Raw genomic sequence first — 20,847 nt, forward strand, 5'->3', positions numbered from 1 at the left:
ATAACACAGGGCTGTTCGTGCAAATCAGGAAGCTGTATTAAAGAATAACGCCACCAGACTCTGGTACAACAACATTACTTTTGGGGGCGGGAGAAGCTGGCTGCTTTTTAACGGGTTGGGTAATAGCGCTGCCAGGGCGGGCAATAAACCCCGGCTGGATAGTACCCAAGTCACCTTCCACCACCCTGGCGTAGGCCATTTTCGCTTCGACACGGGTGACCTTAACCGTCGCTACTCTGGTTTCAGTCTGTCCTAGTGGTTCATTGGTGTAGGGGTCAATCATCACTTCACCAAGGGCGTATATTTTAAAATAGCTGCCATCCCGGATAGTCTTGCCACCCTGGTTCAGAATCACCTGACCATTACTGGACGCAACCACGCGCAGTGGATAGATGTTCTCCAGCAACTCCCCGGAGATTTTTTTGCCTGTTGCTACCGACGCCTGCTCAAGACTGCCGACGTTGTTAAGCGTTACCGAGACGGTATCAGACCATTTGATCTGGCGGGTAGGTACTGCGATTACCTGGTAGCGGACTCTGGCGGAAGTGCGAACATGGTTTTCCTTCTCACCGGTCAGGGCTACCGAGGTTGACCAGCGATGAACGCCAGCCTTTTCAATGCTGCCCACCACAATGTAGTCCAGACCCAGCACTTGCCCGAGGCGTGCTTTTTCAGCCACCGAAACATCATCACTTTGCCAGAGTGATTTTTCTGCCCGGTATTCCTTTTCATGTTCACGATCCAGCACGGCAAAGCGACGACTTTGTACTAACTGCTCCTGCACCTGTCGTGTGACCATCTTGCGGAATTCTTTCCCGCCGGTGAATGGCAGTACCGCGATTCGACGACGGTTGTCGCTGGGAAGGCCGGGAGCCTTGTATTGATGTACTTCCACATTCAGGTTGACAGTGCAGCCTTTTGCAGTGCATTCACTGTTGGTAACACGATAGCCCGCCACCTGTCCCCTGGCTTTAAGGTTGGTTCCCTGGCTGATTTCAATCCGGGTTTCACTCTCTCCGTTCACCCTTGACTGTCCCGTGGCAGTGGTTTGCTGACTATTAATGTCCGTGCCATGAACCTGTCTGACTGCTTGAACCAGCCCCTGTTCAATGGCTGATTCCTGTGTGAGCCCTGTACCCTGCACCTGTACGGTTACCACTTCTGCCAGTAAAGGGGAGCAGGTACAGAGTGCCAGAAGGGCGGCAGCAATTTTATGTTTCATAACAAACTCCGTTTAAAAATCGCTGTCATCCATAATAAAAGCACTGGATGCCCGGTTACCTGATGAGTTTTTTTGTGTCGGTGTTGCAGCTGCTGGCTTTGTTGCTGAAGGCGTTTTGTGAGCTTTAAAGGTTCTCAGAGCCTGTTCACGCTTAGGGTGCCAAGCTAATACGACGCCATTGATTTCCCGGTTAGAAACCGGGTGTGTTTCTGACCACTTTTTGGCTTCGTAGATTCCCACCAGTCCTTTGACCTCTGACTGCATTTTGGACATGGCTTTGGTTTCTCTGAGGATAGTGGTCACGGTTTCCTTGAGCGTCTCATTAGACTGATTGACTCTGGCTACTGTGACTTTCTGCTTCCCCTTGTTAGTGTTACTTTCTGTAAAACCATTCAGGTTGTAGGCTTCAGCAAAGTGAGACATAGCATCGTTGTAGGCTTCGATATACGAAAACTCCCGGTTATCGGCACACTCTTCATAATCTGCCGGATTGCAGCTGTTGCCTGCCTGTGAGAAGGACAGCAAGACTGGATAGCCCTCTTCATCCCGGAACAGGCGCAGACCGTACTCATACATCAGGTTTGGCTCGTTAGCTTCCAGATAGTCTTCAATATTGACGCCCCTCCTGTTTTCATCCGGTGTGATAACACCTTTACTACTGCGTAATTCGGTCAGGATGTTTTTCATTTTTACGGATGTCTTCATCACAACAGCGACTGCGGTCTTACCATTCACATCGGTGGTTTCAAAAGTGTTGGTGATCATGGCACCGCTCAGGTCACCATAGGACCGGGTCTTGACCCCTTTGGTGAAGGCTTGCTTCAGCATGGTTTTGCGCTTTTCAAGGGGGGCTGCTTTATACTCGGCGGGATCAATGCCCTGTTCTTCCAGTTTTGAGTCCAGCACGGCATGGCTGTAGGCAGCTACTTTGTTCAGCAGGCTTTCAGCTGAACTTTGTGCCTGCAATTCGTCCGGGGTAAATTCGGGGAGTGCGCTGGTTTTAAAGCTTTCTTTGATGATGTCGCTGGACACCTGGGCATAGAGTTGCCTCAGAAAGTTTTCCCTGGCTTTGTTTTGTGCCTCCTGGTAGGCAATAACCCTTGCGTCCCCCCAGTCTGGTGAGGTGGAACTGACTGAAACCAGGGCTTTACCATAGGCAATAAATACTTCATTGCTTCGTCCCTGCGACTGAAGCTTGCGTCTTTGCTTAGCCACGTGCCGGGAGGCTGCTTTTTCCACATCCCTCAGGGCATCCTGAACTTCATTCTTGCTGGCAGCAATCACGGCTTCCTGAGTCTGCGCCGGAGCAGGCTCTGCGTTGGTGGTAGTGGCGGTGTTTGCATTAACAGGCTGTATCAGCATGGCAGAAAGCGCAAAAGAAATGGCAGACGCAACGATCTGTTTGCGACGGTTCATAAATCCCCCGAAAAAATGGTAAGCCGGAACAGGGAGAACCTGTTCCGGTTGAGTGGGTGGTGACTTAACCCGGTATTACCAGCTAACTGAACGACCATCGCCTTTTTTGACGATAGGGACTTCACCTTCCCAGTAGGCCAGTCCATTTTCCAGATTGGTGAGGGTCATTTGCAGGTAGTAATTGATCTCCTGCTCGCTTTTAGAAAGGGTGAAGTTGCGCTGGATAATCTTGCCGCTGAGGCTGAAGTCCGGGGCGATCACCTTATTGTTGCCCTTGACGGTTTGCTGATTCACCAGTTTGGAATTTTTCAGCGCCCGGACTTTTTCGGTCATCTCATCTTCTGCACCGTTTAACCCAATGGCGGTGGTGGTCAGGAAACGACCGGAGTTCAGCAGGTCTACCCTGATTTTCTTGGTCAGCTGATCCGTATCAATCCGCTGGGTGGTGTCATTGATAATGCTGGATATTGCCATGACATACACTGCGCCCTTATCTGCGTTCGGGTGACGCAGTCTTGGGTTATTCAGCATACTCTGAACCATTTCATCGGCAGCGTCAGAGAAGTCCCGGTAGTTCAGGCCTGCTACCGTTTCCTGCTTGGTGGTCTGCCCGGTATTCTGGTCGACGTAGTAGGTTTTTGTTGCACAGCCCGTCAGCATTACTGAGGCCAGTATGGCTCCGGCCATTACCTTGATTTTCATAGAGTTACTTCCTGTCAGATATTGATGACATCAACAGTGGGGGATGCCAGCGGACTTACCGCACGAACATAGACGATGCTGAACCGGGACTTTGAGTCAAGTTCAACGTTTAATGGTGTTTCCATACCCTTAGCAGAGATGGCGAGACTACCATTTTTTGGTTTGCTGACCCGGGCTAGCTGGAAGTCTTTTGGCAGACTGTTCCACATGCGTAAATCAGCGCTTGTCGTAGCTGCCTGAGCGATTGATGCAATCAGGCCAGCCATCTCGTTTTTATCATTCATCTGCTTTTGAGCAATAGTTTTCCAAACCGTCCGTGCTACTTCACGGCTGAGGATATAGGGGAACTCCGCCTTGAATTCCGCATGAATAACCCGATCCATTTCAGACAGAACAGTGGTTGTTGTTCCTTCTACTTCCAGTGCCGGAAAAGCCTGCTGGCGGTCTACCAGCTTTGGCAGCGCCATACCGGTATACATGACATCATTACTGGCGACAAAAACAGGCAGGTCGATTCGGAGTTCTTCCTTTTTAGGTCCCAGACCATTTTCGAAAACAACCCAGACGGTCGGTTCAATATCACTGATCGATTTTTTGCCCTTACGCAGAGAGTCAGCCAGTACCATGTCGGCTTTGGCGGTGTCATTGCCGGTCATGGCAGCGGCACGTTTCAGGCTGTCGTAGGCCTTACCGAAATCACTGCCACCCTGGGCATTGACCATAAAGAACAGACCGTGCATATAGGTGCTGAATGGATTCACATAATCCTGGTAGGCGTTCCATTGTGAGAAATCAATGCCTTGCGACTGGATGATTTTTTCTGCTTCGCTAAGACTTTGTTCGGTATTGGCTTCAGTCTCTTTCTTTTTAGTAGCTTCTTTCGCCTGCTCTTCTTTTAACTTTGCTATTTTCTCGGCAAAGGCATCAACAGCCCGGCGCTGGCGGTCATCAACCCGATTCCACTCAACCCTGGCGTTGGCGACATCGCCTTCAAACATAAAGTTGAGGGCTTTATAACTGTTAGCCATGATGCCGTCATAGTGAGCCTGCTCATAGTCCGCTAACGAGTCATTAACCAGTATGCTGCCGACACCATCAGCCGCCTTTTCTGCAATACTCTCGGTATCTTCTGCCTTCATCAGCATTTCTGCATCATCAAAGAAAGCGGTACTTTGCTGGTAGCCACCTTTTATACGCAGCAGGGTTGCAGCTTCCAATGACCATAACAGATCGTTAGCGCCACCGGTTTCAGGGTTTACATCGGCTTTTTTTATCGCCATTTCTGCCGCAGCGTCGAGCTGACCACTGGCAATTTTACTTTCATAATTGCCATAGGTTTGTTGCTGGGCAATGGAGGTGCAACCCGTTAAAACGAATGAGGCGAGTGCCAATCCGAGAAGGTTTTTCTTTATCTTTAACTTCATTGTTGAACTGTACTAATTATAAAAATATATCTTGGTTCTATAGTCCAATGCAGTGTAACGACTTATATAGTTAATGAAAATTGTTTGAAGCCACAATTTTCAGGGGTGGCGAGTTTTATTCCCCGGAGTTTGCTCCGGGGAGTGGTTTGACTCTTAGTTCTGGCTAAAGCGTGAATCCCAACGCCAGTTAATCACAGGGATTTTTTTAAACAGGGGTATTGTCACTGTATAGAGCCCGATGCCAGCCGCATCGGCGAGCAGGTCAAGCCCGGATAACTCCCGATAATCCGTAAACCCCTGTAACACTTCCAGCAGCAGGCCGTAACCAAGCAGTGCCAGGGCTTTTTTCCAGTTCAGTTCTGTTTCGGGCCAGCTGGCGTCAACAAGAAAGGTCAGAATCAGAAAGGCGATAATGTGCTGTGCCTTATCGTTCCAGTCTGACAGAGGGATTTGCTCTGTGGGAATTAAACCCAGAATGGTCATTGTGATAAGGGCGATTGCCAGAGAAACTCTGGCAAGAAAGGTGTAGTGTTTTTTTATTATCGCTTCCAATGTGTGGTCCTTGATCGACGATGCCAGTGATGGGCAGATCCGGGCTTGTTCTGACTCTTGCTCAGTTGTTTTTTTAATGATTCTGGTACCGGGGCTTCCCGATATGTTCCCTGAGGCAGGTTGTCCAGAGTCCAGTCTCCTATCTTATAACGAACCAGCCTCAGAGTGGGATAGCCAATTGCTGCTGTCATACGCCTGACTTGTCGGTTACGACCTTCTTTGATGGTGAGTTCCAGCCAGCAGTCCGGAATCGACTGGCGCACGCGAATAGGTGGATTACGATCCGGCAGTTCCGGAGCGCTTATGCGTTTCACTTTGGCGGGCAGGGTTAAGCCATCATTCAGTCTCACACCTTTTCTCAGCTGATCAAGAGCGGTTTCGTCAAGAATGCCTTCCACCTGAACCCAGTAGGTTTTTGGCATTTTGTGCATGGGGGAACTGACCTGATGCTGGATTTTGCCGTTATTGGTCAGTAGCAACAATCCTTCGCTGTCCCGGTCGAGACGACCCGCAGGGTAAACACCGGGAATGGGAATATAGTCTTTCAGGGTTGCCCTGCCCTCTGCATCGGTAAACTGGGTCAATACACCATAGGGTTTATTGAACAGGATCAGCCTGACAGGCTTATCAGGACTGTCTGTGGTTTTCTGGGGCTGATGGTAAGTATTCTTTCGCATGATTCCGATCCGAAGAAAAATAGCGGGGGATTATAGGTGTCAGTGCCGTTGTTTAAAATCGGTATTACGTGAAAGTGATAGCTTTAAGATCTATATACATCAGAATGATGGTTAAGCCTTTGTTTGAATAAATATTTAAACTATGAATCTGAACTACACTAAATCCCTGTAAGCATGCTAAGTGAGCCAGTCAATAGGGTATTTTTTTGACTGCTGGATAACAAAACGAAAGATACAGGACAGGGTGAACGTTGAGTACTTTAAATTCTGCTGATAATCGTTCTATTTTAACTCAGCCAACCTTGTTGTTGCGCTATTGTTTTCCTCTGCTTTTTGGGGTAGTTCTCTGGAATTTGCCAGCCCCGGAAGCTATGGATATCAGGGGCTGGCAAATGGTGACCATTTTTCTGAGTACTCTGCTCGGAGTCATGGTCATGCCCTTACCCATGTCAGCGGTTACTTTTTTTGGTATAGCTGCATTGGGTCTTACCCAGACTCTGACTCTGAAACAGGCGCTGTCTGGCTACAGTGAACCCATTACCTGGCTGATTGTGCTGGCGTTCTTTATTTCCAACGGTTTTATTAAAACAGGTCTGGGAATGCGAATAGCATTTTGCTTTATGCGGTTGTTGGGGAAAAGGACTATTACGCTCGGTTATGGTGTGGCACTGACGGATGCTTTACTGGCACCTGCCATGCCCAGCCAGACAGCCAGAGCCGGTGCTGTGGTTTATCCGATTATGCGTTCAATCGCTGAGGTTTATGAGAGTTATCCCGGCAATCCTTCTGCCAGAAGAATGGGAACCTATTTAACTCTGGTGGTGTTCCATGTTAATGCGATTACCAGTGGAATGTTTCTTACTGCCATGGCGGGGAATCCACTGGTTATTAAGCTGGCAGGTGATCAGGGTGTTGATATTACCTGGGCGTCCTGGGCTATTGGTGCGATTGTTCCAGGTTTGATTTGTCTGGCGGTCATGCCTGTCCTGCTTTACAGAATTTCACCTCCCCAATTAAGGGAAACCCCAAAAGCCGTCGAGATGGCAACAGAAAAGTTACACGAACTTGGCCGCTTTAAACGAGATGAATGGATTATGGCAGGCACTTTTGTGGGTTTGCTGGTGTTCTGGGTAATGGGGCGTTACCTGGGGCTCTCTGCACCACTGGTGGCTCTGTGTGGCGTGTGTCTGCTGCTGTTGTCGGGTGTACTTAACTGGCATGAAATAAAAGGTAATAAAGGTGCCTGGGACACCATGATCTGGTTTGGTGCTTTTGTCACTATGGCGCATTATCTGAGTGAGTTTGGAGTGATTACGTATGTCAGCAGCTCTATAGGCGTATGGTTTGAAGGTTTACCCGTTTGGCTCAGTCTGATTTCAATTAGCGTGGTCTATTACTTTGCTCACTACTTTTTTGCTTCAGCAACGGCTCAAGTCAGTGCCATGTATGCCAGTTTTCTGATTATCATGATCAGTGCCGGTATTCACCCAACAGGCGCCGCTCTCATACTGGCTTACCTGAGCAGTAATTGTGCGGTGTTGACACATTATGGCAATGGCCCTGCTCCGATTTTGTTTGGTGCCGGATATGTTCCACTGACCACCTGGTGGAAAGCCGGTTTTTTGATGAGTCTTGTTTATCTGACGATCTGGCTCACCGCAGGAACAGCCTGGATGAAATGGCTGGGCTATTTTGGATGAATCTGTTAAAGCTGAGTTGGTGCCGTGACGGAATGGGTAAAAGTACGAACAGATTTTGTTGTTAAGTTGGTTTTCTGTGTGTGTCTGTCAGTTCGTGTTGTGATTTGGCGTATATCTACGGATTAATGAAATTGTCAGAAGGTTCAAAATAGCAGGACAGATAAGTTGCTATGTATCTTATCTCTTGTCATGGAGTGCTGGTGTAATCAACGGTAAGTTTACCTTTTTGATTTACCGACTTGTCATGTTCGTTCTTCTATTCTGGCCCGGGTCAATGTTTTGACCCGGGTTTTTTTTTAAGCCTTTCTAACAGACGACTGTCAGCCAATCGAACGCATAAGAATTCCTTTGATAAGAAATCCCAGAACACCCAGACACAGTGCTCCAAATAAAACAAAGGTACCAAACTTGCCGGCTCTGGACTTTTTCGCCAGGTCATAAACGATAAACCCCATAAATAGAATCAGCCCTGTGAGCAGGGTTTTCAGCATCAGGGACTCAAAAGTTTCTATATCCATTACGGCGCACTCTGTTGTTTATTGTTCTGCATCTGTAGTCTTCTGCAGCTGTGATTTTAGCTGCTCATGCCTGTTGGGTGAATGGTTGTATGAAATCTGTCTAAACTGAGAATTAGCAACTTTCATGGACTTTTATGGAGAGAGGGAATGGCATCCCGCATCCGTCTGGTAGACATTACCAAACTCAGCAAGTCATCCTGGCTTGTGCAGAAAGAATCAGAAGCAGTTCTCAATCAAGCAAATCGAAGTATGAAGCAGCAGGCTGAATTTATGGAAAATGTCGGCCTGGATCGCAAGGCGCTCAGAGATTTCATAAACAGCGACCGCTGGACCGTCAAACAGAGACATAAGGCCCGTCAGGAACTGATTCGTTTCAGTGAAGAACTGAAACAGGATATGTCTGAGCAGGCTTCTGAAAAACGCAGGGAAATTCGCCTGGCTAACAATCTTCTTAAGCCCAAACGCAAGAGCAAGCCGTCTGTCCGGAGACGCCGTACCGGATTTGTATAAGGAAAAGGCATACAGATCGGTTAATACAGCAAGGATGCGAGCAGCATGAGCAATGTTAATGGCGTAGATAATAGTAATATTTCATTTCAGCCACTTGATCCGGCTGAACTGAGTCAGCAGGACTTTATTGCAGCCGTGTATCTTGAACGAGGCAGTATGCTCGATGGCGAAGTACGCAGAATTGCCAAAGATATAGAAACGTCCAATAATCTGTTGCACTCCGTTAATACAATGGTTAATAAGGCTAACATCGCTCAGTATAATGACAGTAATTACAGTGAAGTAAGCTGGTCAGTCAACGGACAAAGTATTGTGCTGGATAATGGGTATGGGTTGACGGTACGTACTGATGACGCTGGAAATACAACGTTTGCGATAACAGATGCAGAGAATAATCAGCTCATTTATAAAGATCAGACTCTTATACCAGTGTCGTCCGGAGATACTGTTGATGTGAGTGAAGTCGGTATCCCTGTCATGAATGATATGACAATGGTTCTGGATGACGGTACTGAAATTACCTTTGATACAGGAACCCCTGCTTCAGCTTTTGACCCCAACAATTTTTCCGGTGGTATGGTTGATATCAAGACGATTACCATTAAACGGGGTAATCAGGGGATGACAATTAATGATGTTGACACGGCAAATCCAATGATTATCGCTCCAGCGTTAAATGGCACGACTCTGGACGCTCTGGATAACGATGGTTATATTCTGCTGGAAGCGGGAGGGCTGAATGCCTGGGAATATGATGGTGTTAATGTTTCCGGCATGACCCGGGAAAACCCCAATGATCCAAATGTGCAGGTCAGTGGGTACGCAGCCCGTAAACTGGCTTTCCAAAACAACACTAATAACGAGTACAGTGGTGTTACACCGACATTAACAGAAGCAGAGAAAGATATTCTGGCTAACGTCCTGAAAATTTCAATTAAGAAAGATGATGGAAAAGGCAATCTGGTTGCGCAGGACTGGGCCACAATAAGGGGAGACCTGACACCGCAGGAGTGGGGGTTCCTTAAGACCGACCTGCTGGCAGCCAAGGAGAACCTGACTGGCAGTAACCAGCTGCAGACTGTTCAGCTGCAAAGAGCAATGCAATCGCATAATCAGAATTATGATGCCATGTCCAATGCAGAGAACAGAATTTACAGCCTGCTAAGGGATATTGTGAACAATATCAAATAGACGTTTAGAACCTTATTCGTCAACTAGTCCAGCCACTAGTCCAGCGATATTCCCAGCTGGCTGACACCATTATTCTGAGCTTGCGCCCTGATCTCTTTCATAAAATCGGGACTTTGTTTTTTCTGGGCCTCCAGCCTGTTAAGAATGTCATCCAGAAAGTCCAGATGCTGTTTGTAGAGGTCGTGCTCTTCAATATACTGTGCCAGCTCGGTGCCATTTAAATCAGGTACTTCTGCATAGCGAATAAATTTGCCGATGGTGCTGAGAGAAAGCGTGAGAGCGCTGGCTGCTTCATCAGTACTGGGTGTCATAGCACAGCTGATGGCGCAGTTAATACTGACAATAGTGTCCAGGGCGGGCTGGACGCCAAACATATCGTAATCATCCGGATTGGGCGTATTGTCGTCTATTTTTTCCAGCAGTCGTTCAAAATTTTTGGCGGACTGATACCCGGCAATGTTGTCCCATAGCATGTTCAGACAGTGCCTGACGGTTGAACGATCACCAAATTCAGCCAGCTCTGAGAATAATGCAAAATTTGGCCATGCTCTTTCAGTGACGACTGTGGCAGCCGCAGTGAGTTTCCAGTCAGAGAATAACTCGATCCTGTCACGAAACAGGGCATACTGCTTATGTGTATTCAAGGTGACTTCCTGCTGTTGAATCAGGGGGCGTATTGTATCAGGAGAGGCGGGGATGGGTACTTGTCAGATAAAAAAGGAGAGGGGCTTTCCGTGCAGTCTGCTCAAAGAGCCCATTTGAAGTTGACAGTAATGGAGTCAAGATTGTAATCAGAGTTGAGTTCAATTTTGGAGTTGTCCATCAGGCAGTTTTCTGCTTTTAATTTGCCACTGAATTCAACTTTTCCGCATTTGCCAAAGTTAAACCGGGTTTTTTCCTTAATGAATTCAATCCGTTCCTTCAGAGGTCTGGCAACCCCTAATGCTTCCAGCCCAAGATAGGCGGCACTGGCTGCGGCATCGCTACCCAGTTTTTTAGGGTCTTTAAAGGCTTTATAAACAAATTGACTGACTTTTTTCTGAGTAAACGGGTTTGACTTGTTTTCTACATCAAGCTTCGGTATGTCTTTCTGGCGTTTAGTGGAAAAGAGCAGTTGAGATGCAGGAGGCGTGTAAGAGTCCACATGCGCTACATCGTTTGAAAACTGGTTCAGGTATTTTGCGTAACTGATGGTCGTGTTGCGATCAGGGGTTTCAGCCCAGACGGCGGGTGATATTGCAAGTATCAGCAGCCGCTTCAGCGATCGATAGATAAGATGACATTGAATTAATTTGCGTCCATCCATGGTGTCTATCCTTCCCTGACGTCTATCCATTAACGTCAATTAATATATTGCCAGTCAGTACACCATGCTGGCAAGGAAATATCCTTCATCTGATTATTTAAGCATGCGGTTTAGTGAACTTCTAACTCGAATCCGCCATATAACGATTAAATCTAAAATTAAAAAAGCCTTATTATCATAGGAGATTAGCCATCATTAAGCCTAATAAACATGACGGATAAAATACAATTTATCTCTTAATTCATGCTGGGCATTGTTTTGTTTTTGCACTTTGTTTTGTCGATAAACTGAAATCAATACAAAAGGTTACTGTGTAGGGGGTTATCGGATGGGATTTGATGATCTTGAACAGATGACAGAACACTCTGCCGGGTATGAGAAACAAAATACAGGTCTGTCAGGCAGCAAAGCGATTAATAGCAATCGCCTGCTGCTGGCTGATTTATCAGGCTCTGGACATATACTTGCCCGTTTCAGTATTTACCTTGATGACTTCACCAATGCTCAAGTATTCAGGTACCTGAACTTCAAGACCCGTACTCAGCTGGGCAGGCTTGGTTCTGGCAGCGGCTGAAGCGCCTTTGATGGCCGGGGATGTGTCGACAATTTCCAGAGTAATGGAAGCAGGTAGTTCAATAGCCAACAATTGTCCCTCGACCAACAGAGCCGTCAGGCCTTCCATTCCATCACTCAGGTACCGGAGCTGGTCTTCAATGGTGCTGCTGTTGACCAGGTATTGGGAATAATCTTCTGAATCCATAAACGTGTATTCATCGCCTTCCTTATATAAGAAGGAGACAATACGCCTTTGCAGGTCGACATCAGTGAACTGATCATCACCTGTGCAGGTCTGCTCCAGCTTTTGTCCACCCGGGACTGAAGAGAAGCGTATTTTATAGAGCGTTGAGGCACCACGGGCAGAAGGGCTTTTGGTTTCAACCTGACGTACCAGATAGTATTGACGATCAATCTGAACAATCTGACCCTTTTTCAGTTCTCTTGCGTAGCTCATACAGCAAGTCCTTCAAGATGATTAAGTGCGGGCATTCTATCAAAGACCGCTGTTGGACGAGAGCGATTAGCTATATCACGTTGTCAGACTTGATGCTTTTTTCTTTTCTATAGGAAGCCGAAAGAATAACGTTAGTGTCATGTTCTCCGGATTCATCAGGAGACTGGATATCCATCATCTGGAGTCTGGAGCCCAGCAGACGAATATGTCCGGGGTATCGGCGAATGCCGTCTGGCGTAAATTCAAAACTGAAATCCCGCGCCAGACACATCTGTCCATCGGGTCCTCTTTGGGGTCTGGTTTTATAGCGTACGACAGTCCCATCAAGAAACTGAAGGTTCATATTCTTGCAGGCTCTTTTGCCATGGGTAATGGCAACTTCACGCGCTTTGGAAGTGTCTGACCAGTACCAGAAGGCGAGTGCTGCAGGGATTATCCAGATAACAGTGTCCATCAAAAGCATAGAAATATAACTTAAAAAATTGTCGAAAATTGTTAAAAAAAACGATTCAGATCAACAACGTTGTCGAAATAGTGAAAAACACCTGACGAGATCGGTTTTTATACCCGATATAGTCAGCCCGCTGAACACAGTCAACCTCTGGGAGCCTGTCGGACTCAATTTCACACAAACGTGTGATGAGAACCCATTATCCTGTAAACCTTCGGTGTCGTTTACCTTCCGGTAACTGCGCCGAAGGCTATAGCTGAGATCAGATAATTTTTATTGTATTTAATAGAAAAACAAAATTTTCCGGTATGATAAAACCTGTTAAATTTGCTGTTTGTTAACTTTTGTTGTTTCAGTGCAGATGTCTTGGGTTGGATGGCTTACCCTTTGGTTTTCCATCCTGATCAATCAGCTTATCACGAGCATCAACGCGATAAATATGACGAAAATACTGAGCTTTAAGATCATTGCTGTCTAGTGTTTGTTTTACTTCCACACCTACACGCTGTAGGTATTCAAGCATAAATGCGGGGTCTGGCACTGCAGCCTCCAAGGCTAACTTGTCTTGTAAAATTCGGCGTAGAATATCACTCCTCTGTTAAGGTTTTTTGACCTGAGGCACCTTTTTGCATGCTATTTTCATAAATTTACAGCACCAGGTGTTGTATAAAGAAGTGTCATTGTTGTGAAAATACAACTGACAAAAGTGCTTTGGTGGATAGTTCTGTTAAGTTGTGTTTGTGCAGACTTAAATGTCGATAAGTGAATATAAAAGAAATAAACATCTAACAAAAAACATTATAATTGAACATAAGACTGCATTTTCTATTGAGTGGAGCATATTATGCTGGTTGGCGTGCCTAAGGAAATAAAAAATCAAGAATACCGTGTTGGACTAACACCTGCTTCTGTTAAAGAGCTGACAGAGCACGGGCATGACACTTATGTCCAGAAAAACGCAGGGGATGGTGTAGGCTTCAGTGATCAGGATTACATCGATGCAGGTGCAATCATTTTGGAAACTGCTGATGAAGTCTTTGCTAAAGCCGAGATGATCGTCAAGGTTAAAGAGCCTCTGGCTGAAGAACGCGCCCGCCTTCGCCCGGATCACACACTGTTTACCTATCTGCACCTTGCTCCGGACGAAGCGCAGACACAAGACCTGATTCACTCCGGTGCTACCTGCATTGCCTATGAGACCGTCACCGACAAAAATGGCCGCCTGCCGCTGCTTGCTCCCATGTCAGAAGTCGCTGGTCGTATGTCCATTCAGGCCGGAGCCCATTGTCTGGAGAAGTCCATGTCTGGTCGTGGTCTTTTGCTGGGGGGCGTACCCGGTGTTGAATCCGCTAAAGTGGTCATTATCGGTGGCGGTGTTGTTGGACAGAACGCAGCAGCCATGGCAGTAGGCATGGGCGCAGAGGTCGTCATTCTCGATCGTTCAGTTGAAGTGCTGTGTAAACTGGATGAGCAGTTCGGCAACCGGGTACGTACTGTCTATTCAACGTCACACTCTATTAATGATCATGTCACGACAGCGGACCTGGTTATTGGAGGAGTACTGTTGCCAGGTGCTGAGGCACCCAAGCTGATTACCCGGGATATGATCAGCAAGATGAAAAAAGGTTCCGTTATCGTTGACGTTGCCATTGACCAGGGTGGGTGTGCAGAAACAGCCGTTGCAACGACTCATGATGAACCGACATTTATTGTCGACGATGTTGTACATTACTGTGTCGCTAACATGCCGGGTGCAGTGGCACGCACATCAACCCTGGCACTGAATAACGCAACCCTGCCTTATGTATTACAGCTGGCGGACAAAGGTCCCCGGCAGGCACTGGAAGAAAATCCACACCTCCTTGAAGGGCTGAATGTGTGCAAGGGCGTTGTTACCTGTCAGTCCGTTGCCGACGCTCAAAACCTGCCTTACCGTCCAGCAGCAGAAATGCTGACCGAGCTGTAACAGGTATAAACTCCTGCCTTTCATTCTGCTATAAGCTGCGTTTATCCTTTTGATGACGCAGCTTTTTTTATTTTGATCTGATACATTTGCCATTTTAACGATCAGGAAATTCTGCAGTGATAAAATGGGAATGGTGTCATTATGAAAAACTCAGTCTTGACCAGCTGTATGAGATTCTGGAAGTGCGACAATCAGTCTTTGTCGTAGAACAGAACTGCGCCTATCAGGACGCAGATGGTCTGGATAAGGTGTCGTACCACCTGATGGGCTGGTTTTTTGACGACGAAGGACGCAAAACCCTGGCCGCCTATGCCCGTGTTATTCCACCGGAAGTCGTAAAGCCGGAACCGGCAATTGGCAGAGTCATTACTGCTGAAGCCTTTCGGGGGCAGGGTTTAGGGCGTCTTCTGCTTGCTGAAGCGGTTCGGTTATCTGAAGAGATTTTTCCTGACAATGATATTTACCTCAGCGCCCAGGCTCATCTGCAAAGCTATTACGGGAGCTGTGGCTTTATGGCATCGGGGGAGCCGTACGATGAAGATGGTATCCCCCATATTGCCATGTTCAGACGGAAATAACGTCAGTAAACCGTTTCAGGCACAGACCTCAGCCAGTAACCGGTTGCCGCCCAGGGATTGCACCGCATCAAGCTGCTCATCATTTTTAACCAGAATAAGCCCGGCAAACCCAAGGGCATTGACTGATATGCCCTGATAACGATCACGGGTTCTGGGAATCATCATCATCCAGTTGTCGGTCATCAGAAGGTTATACGGGGCAAGGATCTGCCCGGCCGGTTTGCCGCAGTTAAACTGGCTGATCATGGAGAGATATAGTTTATAAACCTGTTCTGCTGTTTTTCCGGCAATATCGACGGTCAGGTTTGGGAATGGAAGCGCCAGCAGGCGCTCTGGATTCTGGCTGATACGCTTCAGGACTGCATCAACTGGCAGGGTGGCGGGTTGAGGAAATGCCTGAAAGTGGCGATGAGGCTGGCTGGCTCCCGCTTCCATGCCACTGTTATAAAAAGCCAGCATCGGGAATGAACTCATGACCTGCAGTATGGCATGAAACTCTTTTTCACCCAGTAATGTTTCCTGGGCTTCAAACTCTGGTGTAACAACCAGAAGATGATGATCCACCACATTGAATTTATTAAGCAGAACCACATGACCAGCTTGTAAATGACAGATGTAGAGTGCTTTCTCATAAGGAAGAAATGGGTTTTTGCCTGTGTTTTTAGCGAACTTGTGGGAAGGTTTTGTTCGTAGGCTCGATAGCTTTCTGACCTCAAAAGGGATAGCGCCGGAAAGGGTGACCAGTTCCGTAGACAGCGATTGCAGAGAGCCATTATTCAGAGCTTTCTGACTGGTTTCGAGCAGCCATTGCTTCAGATCAGAGGTATGAAAAAAACGTTTGTTGTCGTTCATAGGCTCAATAGTCTTTATGGTTCCTTATAGATCAATAGGATAGTTGTTTAAAATTGATATAAGTCAATGTATCAGAGACAGGTACTTTTCGAACACAGCATGATACAAGTACCCTAACAACGATAATAACCATGAGTTTTGGATATCTTTTTATCCCGGCACAGATAAAAAGCTGTCCTTCACAAGGGGGAGTACGATGTCGATGTTGATCGATAGAATTATAAAAGATCATGAACACCTGACACGCTTGCTGGTTTGTCTGGATAGAGAAATCTCAAAGTACAAAGAAGGGGCAACCCGTCGACCCAGGCTATCTGTGATTATCGATGCACTGGACTATCTCCATAATTACCCTGACAGTTTTCATCATCCGCTTGAATCACGACTGCTGGCAAAACTACGTCCCAGAATCACGGATAGCGAATTGCGGGATAAACTGGAAGTGATTGAAGACCAGCACGTTGAGATTAATCAGTTGACCAATAATCTTATTGATCGCTTCCAGTCCATACAAAATGACCAGATAGTACCTATTGATGCACTTCTGGCGGATTACCAGCGCTATGCTGATCTGCAGATTAACCACCTCAAACTGGAAAATACCTGCATGATCCCAGCCATGCAAGCGTTGTTAACAAAGGAGGACGTTGCAGCGGTCACATCCGCACTGAATAGTAACCCTGACCCTCTGTTTGGTGCGCATCTCTGGGACTCTTACGAAAATCTTTACCAGTTTGTTATTGGTACCGAGAAAGAACAGGTTGCTGTCTGACTGCCCATTTTAACTTCGCAGCAGGACAGTCTTAAGTCCGACAGGCTCCCAGCTCTGCCCGATTCCGGAAGTACTCCAAAGCTTCCGGGTTGGCCAGCGCTTCGGTATTGGCAACGGTTTTTCCGTGGACAATATCTCTTACTGCCAGTTCTACAATTTTACCGCTGATGGTTCTGGGAATGTCAGCCACCTGCAATATAACAGCTGGCACATGCCTGGGTGTTGTATTGCTTCGGATAGTCATTTTAATGGTTTTAATCAGTTCATCATTGAGCTGCAGGCCGGGTCGAAGCTTAACGAACAGTACGACACGAACATCGTTGTCCCACTCCTGCCCTATGGCAATACTTTCCAGGACGGCTTCAACTTTCTCGACCTGCCGATAGATTTCTGCCGTACCTATCCGGACACCACCCGGATTTAAAACCGCGTCGGCACGGCCATGGATCACAATGCCGCCAGACTGTCTGAGTTCACCATAATCACCATGGGCCCAGACATTGGGAAAACGATTAAAATAAGCTTTCCGGTAGCGGCTTCCATCCGGATCATTCCAGAAGCCAACCGGCATGCTGGGAAAGCTGGACTGACAGGTCAGCTCACCTTTTTCGCCAGTGAGCGCCTGTCCTTCGCTATTGACGAACTGCACATCCATACCCAGTCCCCTGCATTGCAGTTCACCCCTGATAACGGACAGCGTTGGGTTGCCCAGGGCAAAGCAGGAAACAATATCTGTGCCGCCTGATATAGATGAAAGGCACACGTCGTTTTTTACAGAACGGTAAACATAGTCGAAACTCTCATGGAGCAGGGGAGAGCCAGTCGACAGTATGGCTTTCAAGTGTCTGAGGTCGTGGGTTTCATCCGGTTTTACGCCCGCCTTTTCCAGAGCGGCTATGTATTTTGCACTGGTTCCGAATACACTGACCTGTTCTTCTTCCAGTAAATCAATCAGTGCGGACGGTTTGGGAAAAAAAGGAGAACCGTCGTATATGATCAGAGTCGCACCCAGGGCCAGGGAAGACACCATCCAGTTCCACATCATCCAGCCACAGGTTGTGAAATAGAAAAGACGGTCTGTGGACTTGAGATTGGTATGCAGTCCCAGCTCTTTCAGGTGTTGCAGCAGCGTACCGCCGTGACCATGAACAATGCATTTGGGAACACCCGTGGTACCCGAGGAATACATGATAAACAGTGGGTCATTAAATGCGACAGGCTCGAAGTGAACCCCGTGGCTGCCTTGTGCGGCAAACGTGGAATACAGTTCCGTATCCGGTAGCGCAGAAAGGTCAGGTTCAGGCTCCATAAAAGGTACCAGTACCGTCATCTGAAGCTCTGGAATGGCCTGCTGAATAGCGGCTATTTTGCCTTTGCAGTCTATGACTTTGCCACCATAGAAGTAACCGTCACAGGCCAGAAGCAGTTTGGGTTCTATCTGCCCGAAACGATCAAGTACTCCCTGAAGGCCAAAGTCGGGAGAGCAGGAAGACCAGATGGCTCCCAGTGCCGTAGTGGCCAGCATCATGATGATGGTTTCCGGGCAGTTTGGCATAAGGGCAGCAACCCGGTCACCTTTCCTGATGCCCTGTTGAACCAGCCCACTCTGGGCTGCGGAAACCGCCTGATAAAGTGTCTTCCAGGTCAGGGACTCCCTCCGTCCTGTCTCTCCCCGAAAAATAATGGCAGGTTGGTCAGACTCCCTGTGCCGCAACAGATGCTCGGCATAGTTCAGGGTACTTCCGGAAAACCAGTCGGCACCGGGCATGGCGTCGTTTGCCAGAATGGTTTGTGGAGGGGTATGGAGCATGACCTGAAAGTAATCGGCGACCAGTTCCCAGAAAGACGCTCGTTCAGAAATACTCCACTGATAAAGGTGGTTGTAATCCGGGAAAGTCTGACCTGTCTTTAGTTGAGCCGCCAGGCTGAAAGCCTGCAGGTTGGAGCTGTTGATCGTCTGTTCTGAAGGGGTCCAGAGTACCTGAGTCATAACCGAAGATTCCTGTTTATTATTCTCACCCGCCACAAGATCCATAAATGTAGCTGGCATTTTTCAGGTGATCACAGTTTATCATGACACAGTGCAATGGTGGGCTGTAAAGTAAAAAAGGCCGACGCTACGACCTGTTTTACCGATTCCGTTATTCAGGCTGTCTGGGGTTGCTGTGCGGTGACCATTTCCCGATCCCTTTAACCGGCAGAAACTGAAAACAGGTCTATCCTTGACTGGTCAGAAGAATTCATACTGCCAGCTTGTCACAACTTTGTGTCACAAGCTCGTGTCACAACCTCATGTCACAACATAGTTAGGCAGTGTTGAATGGATTACCAAGAGAGACCTCATTGATCATCAGCGTGCCCAAACCATTATGGCAGCGGTTGCTTTTACAACAGGGCTTTGGCCTGATCTTTTATCTGTTCTGTCATATCAGCCCGGTGGCCTCTGCTCCCATTGCTTCATCAGCTATTGCTTCATCAGCTATTGCTCCATCAGCAATGACAATAGGAAAACAGGTCGATAAACCGATCACTATTCTCACCTCTCACGTCACCCAACTGGGTTATATTGCTGCTGCTCGTACTGTGGCGCATATTGTTGCTGAACAATTTCCCGGGCGGCGCATTCGTTTGATCGTGGATTACGATCAGGACAAGGTCGGTATCCGTGAGAAATTTAACCGGATATTCCACTTTCCTGACCAGGTTGAAATACTTTATTTACCCGGCAAGGGTAGATATACACGAACTGCCGATTCCTATAATCCCGAAGACAGGTTACTGGCACAGCAGTGGCTTGACGAATCCTCTCTTGTCATTATCGCCCTGAACTTCCTGGGCAGAGGGTTCGATCTGCCATCCGGGCAATGTCTTTTTATTGCACAGATTGGCACACCGGCTTCCTGGACGGGGCTTCCCTGCCAGTGCAGGTACCGGGTTAATCTGGGGCTGGGGCCTGATGAGGATGGCATGCTGTTAGAGCCGCAACTGCTGAAAAAAGCAGAGCATGGCATGCCATTGGCTTTTACGGATGACTTTAATCGGGCGATGGTGGAATACCCGGAACTGGCACATTTTATCAATCTGACACGGGCAAATTCTTCAGGCAGCACTCCCAGATATTATATGGCTTACCAGCATGTCAGCCGAAATTTTGCCGAATTTATCGCGATCGCCTCTCACCTTGAGGGGGACTCCGCTGAAGCGTGGATTCTGTCTAATATGGATGACACTTTTCTGGAAAGCCAGATAATGACTGAATTTCTTATTGATGAGGGGGTTGGAAAACTGATTTATTATCCGCCTTCGGCTTCGCCCAGGGAAACCATACTAAAGGAAGATGGAAGAGTCGTTCACTTCGCCAGGCTTCCCTTCCTGAAGGATGATCTGTACTACGCATTATTTGCTTACTCTCAACCGGTGGTTGGTGTGACCAGTAACCACAGCCTGTTTATTGCCATGACTTTGGAAAAACTGCCCATTTATTTACCGTACACACCCTTGCAGAATGATGTAAACCGCCATCTTTCTCAGCTTGATCGCTTGTTCCGGTCATTGTTTATAAGTGGTATGAAACCTGCCGAAACAGCACGAATCATACTGGCGAATCAAACCAGCATAGCGTCCTGGTCAAAGAATATCGTGGCATTAAAGTCAGCGAATGCACAGTTGATCAGTATGATTGAGCATTATGAAGGAAGAAGGGGCAGCCTGCCTGCCTCTGTTAACCAGGCTTTTAAAGGCGGTGATTGTCAGTGGCCAATGTTGAGCCACAATCCAACCATCACTAATAATCATGCAGCAAGGGTTATTCCGGCTAACAGCCTCGGGGGTTTTGATGATATTTACTACCTTGCCCGCAGGGTTATAGGTTTATGCTATTTAGCACTGTGTGTTTATGGTGTTCGTGCAATCAGGTCCGGCTTAACAGACTCCCTTTGGTCACAGTGGAAGCGTTAAAAACCATGCATGCAAAACCTTCGTCATACCCGCGAAGGCGG

General features: G+C 47.5%; 21 protein-coding genes. 7 read left to right on the top strand and 14 right to left on the bottom strand.

Translation table 11 applies throughout. From position 1 onward, the window contains the following. Nucleotides 1-37: 37 nt before the first annotated feature. The 6 genes from NX722_RS01910 to NX722_RS01935 all read right to left on the bottom strand — a co-directional run bounded on the left by NX722_RS01910 (nt 38) and on the right by NX722_RS01935 (nt 5,993). Nucleotides 38-1,222 carry a CsgG/HfaB family protein gene (locus NX722_RS01910; protein ID WP_262566470.1) on the bottom strand — a complete coding sequence of 395 codons (1,185 nt, stop codon included), beginning with the start codon at nt 1,220-1,222 and terminating at the stop codon, nt 38-40. 12 nt (nt 1,223-1,234) lie between these two features. Then, a complete protein-coding gene (locus NX722_RS01915) occupies nt 1,235-2,638 on the bottom strand; it encodes a DUF6844 domain-containing protein (protein ID WP_262566471.1) in 1,404 nt (467 codons plus the stop codon). Between the two features lie 75 nt (nt 2,639-2,713). Beyond that, nucleotides 2,714-3,340, bottom strand: a complete 627-nt coding sequence (gene lpoB / locus NX722_RS01920; RefSeq protein ID WP_262566472.1) for a penicillin-binding protein activator LpoB — start codon at nt 3,338-3,340, stop codon at nt 2,714-2,716. Between the two features lie 14 nt (nt 3,341-3,354). Beyond that, complete coding sequence (locus NX722_RS01925; protein ID WP_262566473.1) at nt 3,355-4,764, bottom strand: COG3014 family protein; 1,410 nt, start codon at nt 4,762-4,764, stop codon at nt 3,355-3,357. A 153-nt stretch (nt 4,765-4,917) separates the two neighbouring features. Continuing rightward, entirely contained in the window at nt 4,918-5,316 is a 399-nt protein-coding gene (locus NX722_RS01930) for a VanZ family protein (protein WP_262566474.1), read from the bottom strand. After that, nucleotides 5,304-5,993, bottom strand: a complete 690-nt coding sequence (locus NX722_RS01935) for a pseudouridine synthase (protein ID WP_262566475.1) — start codon at nt 5,991-5,993, stop codon at nt 5,304-5,306. Before NX722_RS01935 ends, NX722_RS01930 begins: the two co-directional genes overlap by 13 nt. Nucleotides 5,994-6,244: 251 nt before the next feature. Between NX722_RS01935 and NX722_RS01940 the strand changes: the two genes are divergently transcribed. Then, entirely contained in the window at nt 6,245-7,693 is a 1,449-nt protein-coding gene (locus NX722_RS01940; RefSeq protein WP_262566477.1) for an anion permease, read from the top strand. A 320-nt stretch (nt 7,694-8,013) separates the two neighbouring features. On the opposite strand, the gene NX722_RS01945 is transcribed toward NX722_RS01940, so the two are convergent. Continuing rightward, nucleotides 8,014-8,211 carry a DUF2788 domain-containing protein gene (locus NX722_RS01945; RefSeq protein WP_262566478.1) on the bottom strand — a complete coding sequence of 66 codons (198 nt, stop codon included), beginning with the start codon at nt 8,209-8,211 and terminating at the stop codon, nt 8,014-8,016. Between the two features lie 147 nt (nt 8,212-8,358). Between NX722_RS01945 and NX722_RS01950 the strand changes: the two genes are divergently transcribed. Further along, the gene (locus tag NX722_RS01950; RefSeq protein WP_262566479.1) at nt 8,359-8,721 is read left to right on the top strand and encodes a hypothetical protein; all 363 of its coding nucleotides are present in this window, start codon (nt 8,359-8,361) and stop codon (nt 8,719-8,721) included. 45 nt (nt 8,722-8,766) lie between these two features. Beyond that, nucleotides 8,767-9,912, top strand: coding sequence for a hypothetical protein (locus NX722_RS01955; protein ID WP_262566480.1), 1,146 nt, complete (start codon nt 8,767-8,769; stop codon nt 9,910-9,912). 35 nt (nt 9,913-9,947) lie between these two features. Here the strand turns inward: NX722_RS01955 and NX722_RS01960 are convergent, their stop codons facing one another. The 5 genes from NX722_RS01960 to NX722_RS01980 form a co-directional block, all read right to left on the bottom strand. Next, nucleotides 9,948-10,556, bottom strand: coding sequence for a YjaG family protein (locus NX722_RS01960; RefSeq protein WP_262566481.1), 609 nt, complete (start codon nt 10,554-10,556; stop codon nt 9,948-9,950). A 101-nt stretch (nt 10,557-10,657) separates the two neighbouring features. After that, complete coding sequence (locus NX722_RS01965; RefSeq protein WP_262566482.1) at nt 10,658-11,218, bottom strand: hypothetical protein; 561 nt, start codon at nt 11,216-11,218, stop codon at nt 10,658-10,660. 445 nt (nt 11,219-11,663) lie between these two features. Beyond that, nucleotides 11,664-12,230: an elongation factor P-like protein EfpL gene (gene efpL, locus NX722_RS01970; RefSeq protein ID WP_262566483.1), complete on the bottom strand. Its 567-nt coding sequence runs from the start codon at nt 12,228-12,230 to the stop codon at nt 11,664-11,666. A gap of 70 nt (nt 12,231-12,300) precedes the next feature. Beyond that, on the bottom strand, nt 12,301-12,693 hold the full coding sequence (locus NX722_RS01975; RefSeq protein ID WP_262566484.1) for a DUF3301 domain-containing protein: 393 nt from the start codon (nt 12,691-12,693) through the stop codon (nt 12,301-12,303). A 340-nt stretch (nt 12,694-13,033) separates the two neighbouring features. Beyond that, the gene (locus NX722_RS01980) at nt 13,034-13,204 is read right to left on the bottom strand and encodes a hypothetical protein (RefSeq protein ID WP_262566485.1); all 171 of its coding nucleotides are present in this window, start codon (nt 13,202-13,204) and stop codon (nt 13,034-13,036) included. Nucleotides 13,205-13,525: 321 nt separating this feature from the next. Here NX722_RS01980 and ald point away from each other — a divergent pair, with 321 nt between their 5' ends. Next, nucleotides 13,526-14,647: an alanine dehydrogenase gene (ald, locus tag NX722_RS01985; RefSeq protein ID WP_262566486.1), complete on the top strand. Its 1,122-nt coding sequence runs from the start codon at nt 13,526-13,528 to the stop codon at nt 14,645-14,647. Between the two features lie 116 nt (nt 14,648-14,763). Further along, a complete protein-coding gene (locus tag NX722_RS01990; protein WP_262566487.1) occupies nt 14,764-15,225 on the top strand; it encodes a GNAT family N-acetyltransferase in 462 nt (153 codons plus the stop codon). A 15-nt stretch (nt 15,226-15,240) separates the two neighbouring features. Here the strand turns inward: NX722_RS01990 and NX722_RS01995 are convergent, their stop codons facing one another. Continuing rightward, nucleotides 15,241-16,077 carry a DUF4922 domain-containing protein gene (locus NX722_RS01995; protein ID WP_262566488.1) on the bottom strand — a complete coding sequence of 279 codons (837 nt, stop codon included), beginning with the start codon at nt 16,075-16,077 and terminating at the stop codon, nt 15,241-15,243. Between the two features lie 196 nt (nt 16,078-16,273). On the opposite strand from NX722_RS01995, the gene NX722_RS02000 reads away from it, so the two are divergent. After that, nucleotides 16,274-16,849, top strand: coding sequence for a hemerythrin domain-containing protein (locus tag NX722_RS02000; RefSeq protein WP_262566489.1), 576 nt, complete (start codon nt 16,274-16,276; stop codon nt 16,847-16,849). Nucleotides 16,850-16,880: 31 nt separating this feature from the next. On the opposite strand, the gene NX722_RS02005 is transcribed toward NX722_RS02000, so the two are convergent. After that, nucleotides 16,881-18,899: an acetoacetate--CoA ligase gene (locus tag NX722_RS02005; protein WP_262566490.1), complete on the bottom strand. Its 2,019-nt coding sequence runs from the start codon at nt 18,897-18,899 to the stop codon at nt 16,881-16,883. A 305-nt stretch (nt 18,900-19,204) separates the two neighbouring features. Here NX722_RS02005 and NX722_RS02010 point away from each other — a divergent pair, with 305 nt between their 5' ends. Continuing rightward, nucleotides 19,205-20,806, top strand: a complete 1,602-nt coding sequence (locus NX722_RS02010; RefSeq protein WP_262566491.1) for a hypothetical protein — start codon at nt 19,205-19,207, stop codon at nt 20,804-20,806. Nucleotides 20,807-20,847: the final 41 nt, after the last annotated feature.

The sequence above is a fragment of the Endozoicomonas gorgoniicola genome (assembly GCF_025562715.2).
Lineage (GTDB): Bacteria > Pseudomonadota > Gammaproteobacteria > Pseudomonadales > Endozoicomonadaceae > Endozoicomonas_A > Endozoicomonas_A gorgoniicola.

Bases quoted from the DNA above. Each gene is read 5' to 3' on its own strand.
- NX722_RS01965 (WP_262566482.1), bottom strand. From the start codon at position 11,218: ATGGATGGACGCAAATTAATTCAATGTCATCTTATCTATCGATCGCTG.
- NX722_RS01915 (WP_262566471.1), bottom strand. From the start codon at position 2,638: ATGAACCGTCGCAAACAGATCGTTGCGTCTGCCATTTCTTTTGCGCTT.
- NX722_RS01995 (WP_262566488.1), bottom strand. From the start codon at position 16,077: ATGAACGACAACAAACGTTTTTTTCATACCTCTGATCTGAAGCAATGG.
- ald (WP_262566486.1), top strand. From the start codon at position 13,526: ATGCTGGTTGGCGTGCCTAAGGAAATAAAAAATCAAGAATACCGTGTT.
- lpoB (WP_262566472.1), bottom strand. From the start codon at position 3,340: ATGAAAATCAAGGTAATGGCCGGAGCCATACTGGCCTCAGTAATGCTG.
- NX722_RS01980 (WP_262566485.1), bottom strand. From the start codon at position 13,204: ATGCTTGAATACCTACAGCGTGTAGGTGTGGAAGTAAAACAAACACTA.
- NX722_RS01935 (WP_262566475.1), bottom strand. From the start codon at position 5,993: ATGCGAAAGAATACTTACCATCAGCCCCAGAAAACCACAGACAGTCCT.
- NX722_RS02005 (WP_262566490.1), bottom strand. From the start codon at position 18,899: ATGCCAGCTACATTTATGGATCTTGTGGCGGGTGAGAATAATAAACAG.
- NX722_RS02000 (WP_262566489.1), top strand. From the start codon at position 16,274: ATGTCGATGTTGATCGATAGAATTATAAAAGATCATGAACACCTGACA.
- NX722_RS01975 (WP_262566484.1), bottom strand. From the start codon at position 12,693: ATGCTTTTGATGGACACTGTTATCTGGATAATCCCTGCAGCACTCGCC.
- NX722_RS01910 (WP_262566470.1), bottom strand. From the start codon at position 1,222: ATGAAACATAAAATTGCTGCCGCCCTTCTGGCACTCTGTACCTGCTCC.
- NX722_RS01950 (WP_262566479.1), top strand. From the start codon at position 8,359: ATGGCATCCCGCATCCGTCTGGTAGACATTACCAAACTCAGCAAGTCA.
- NX722_RS01955 (WP_262566480.1), top strand. From the start codon at position 8,767: ATGAGCAATGTTAATGGCGTAGATAATAGTAATATTTCATTTCAGCCA.
- efpL (WP_262566483.1), bottom strand. From the start codon at position 12,230: ATGAGCTACGCAAGAGAACTGAAAAAGGGTCAGATTGTTCAGATTGAT.
- NX722_RS01925 (WP_262566473.1), bottom strand. From the start codon at position 4,764: ATGAAGTTAAAGATAAAGAAAAACCTTCTCGGATTGGCACTCGCCTCA.
- NX722_RS01945 (WP_262566478.1), bottom strand. From the start codon at position 8,211: ATGGATATAGAAACTTTTGAGTCCCTGATGCTGAAAACCCTGCTCACA.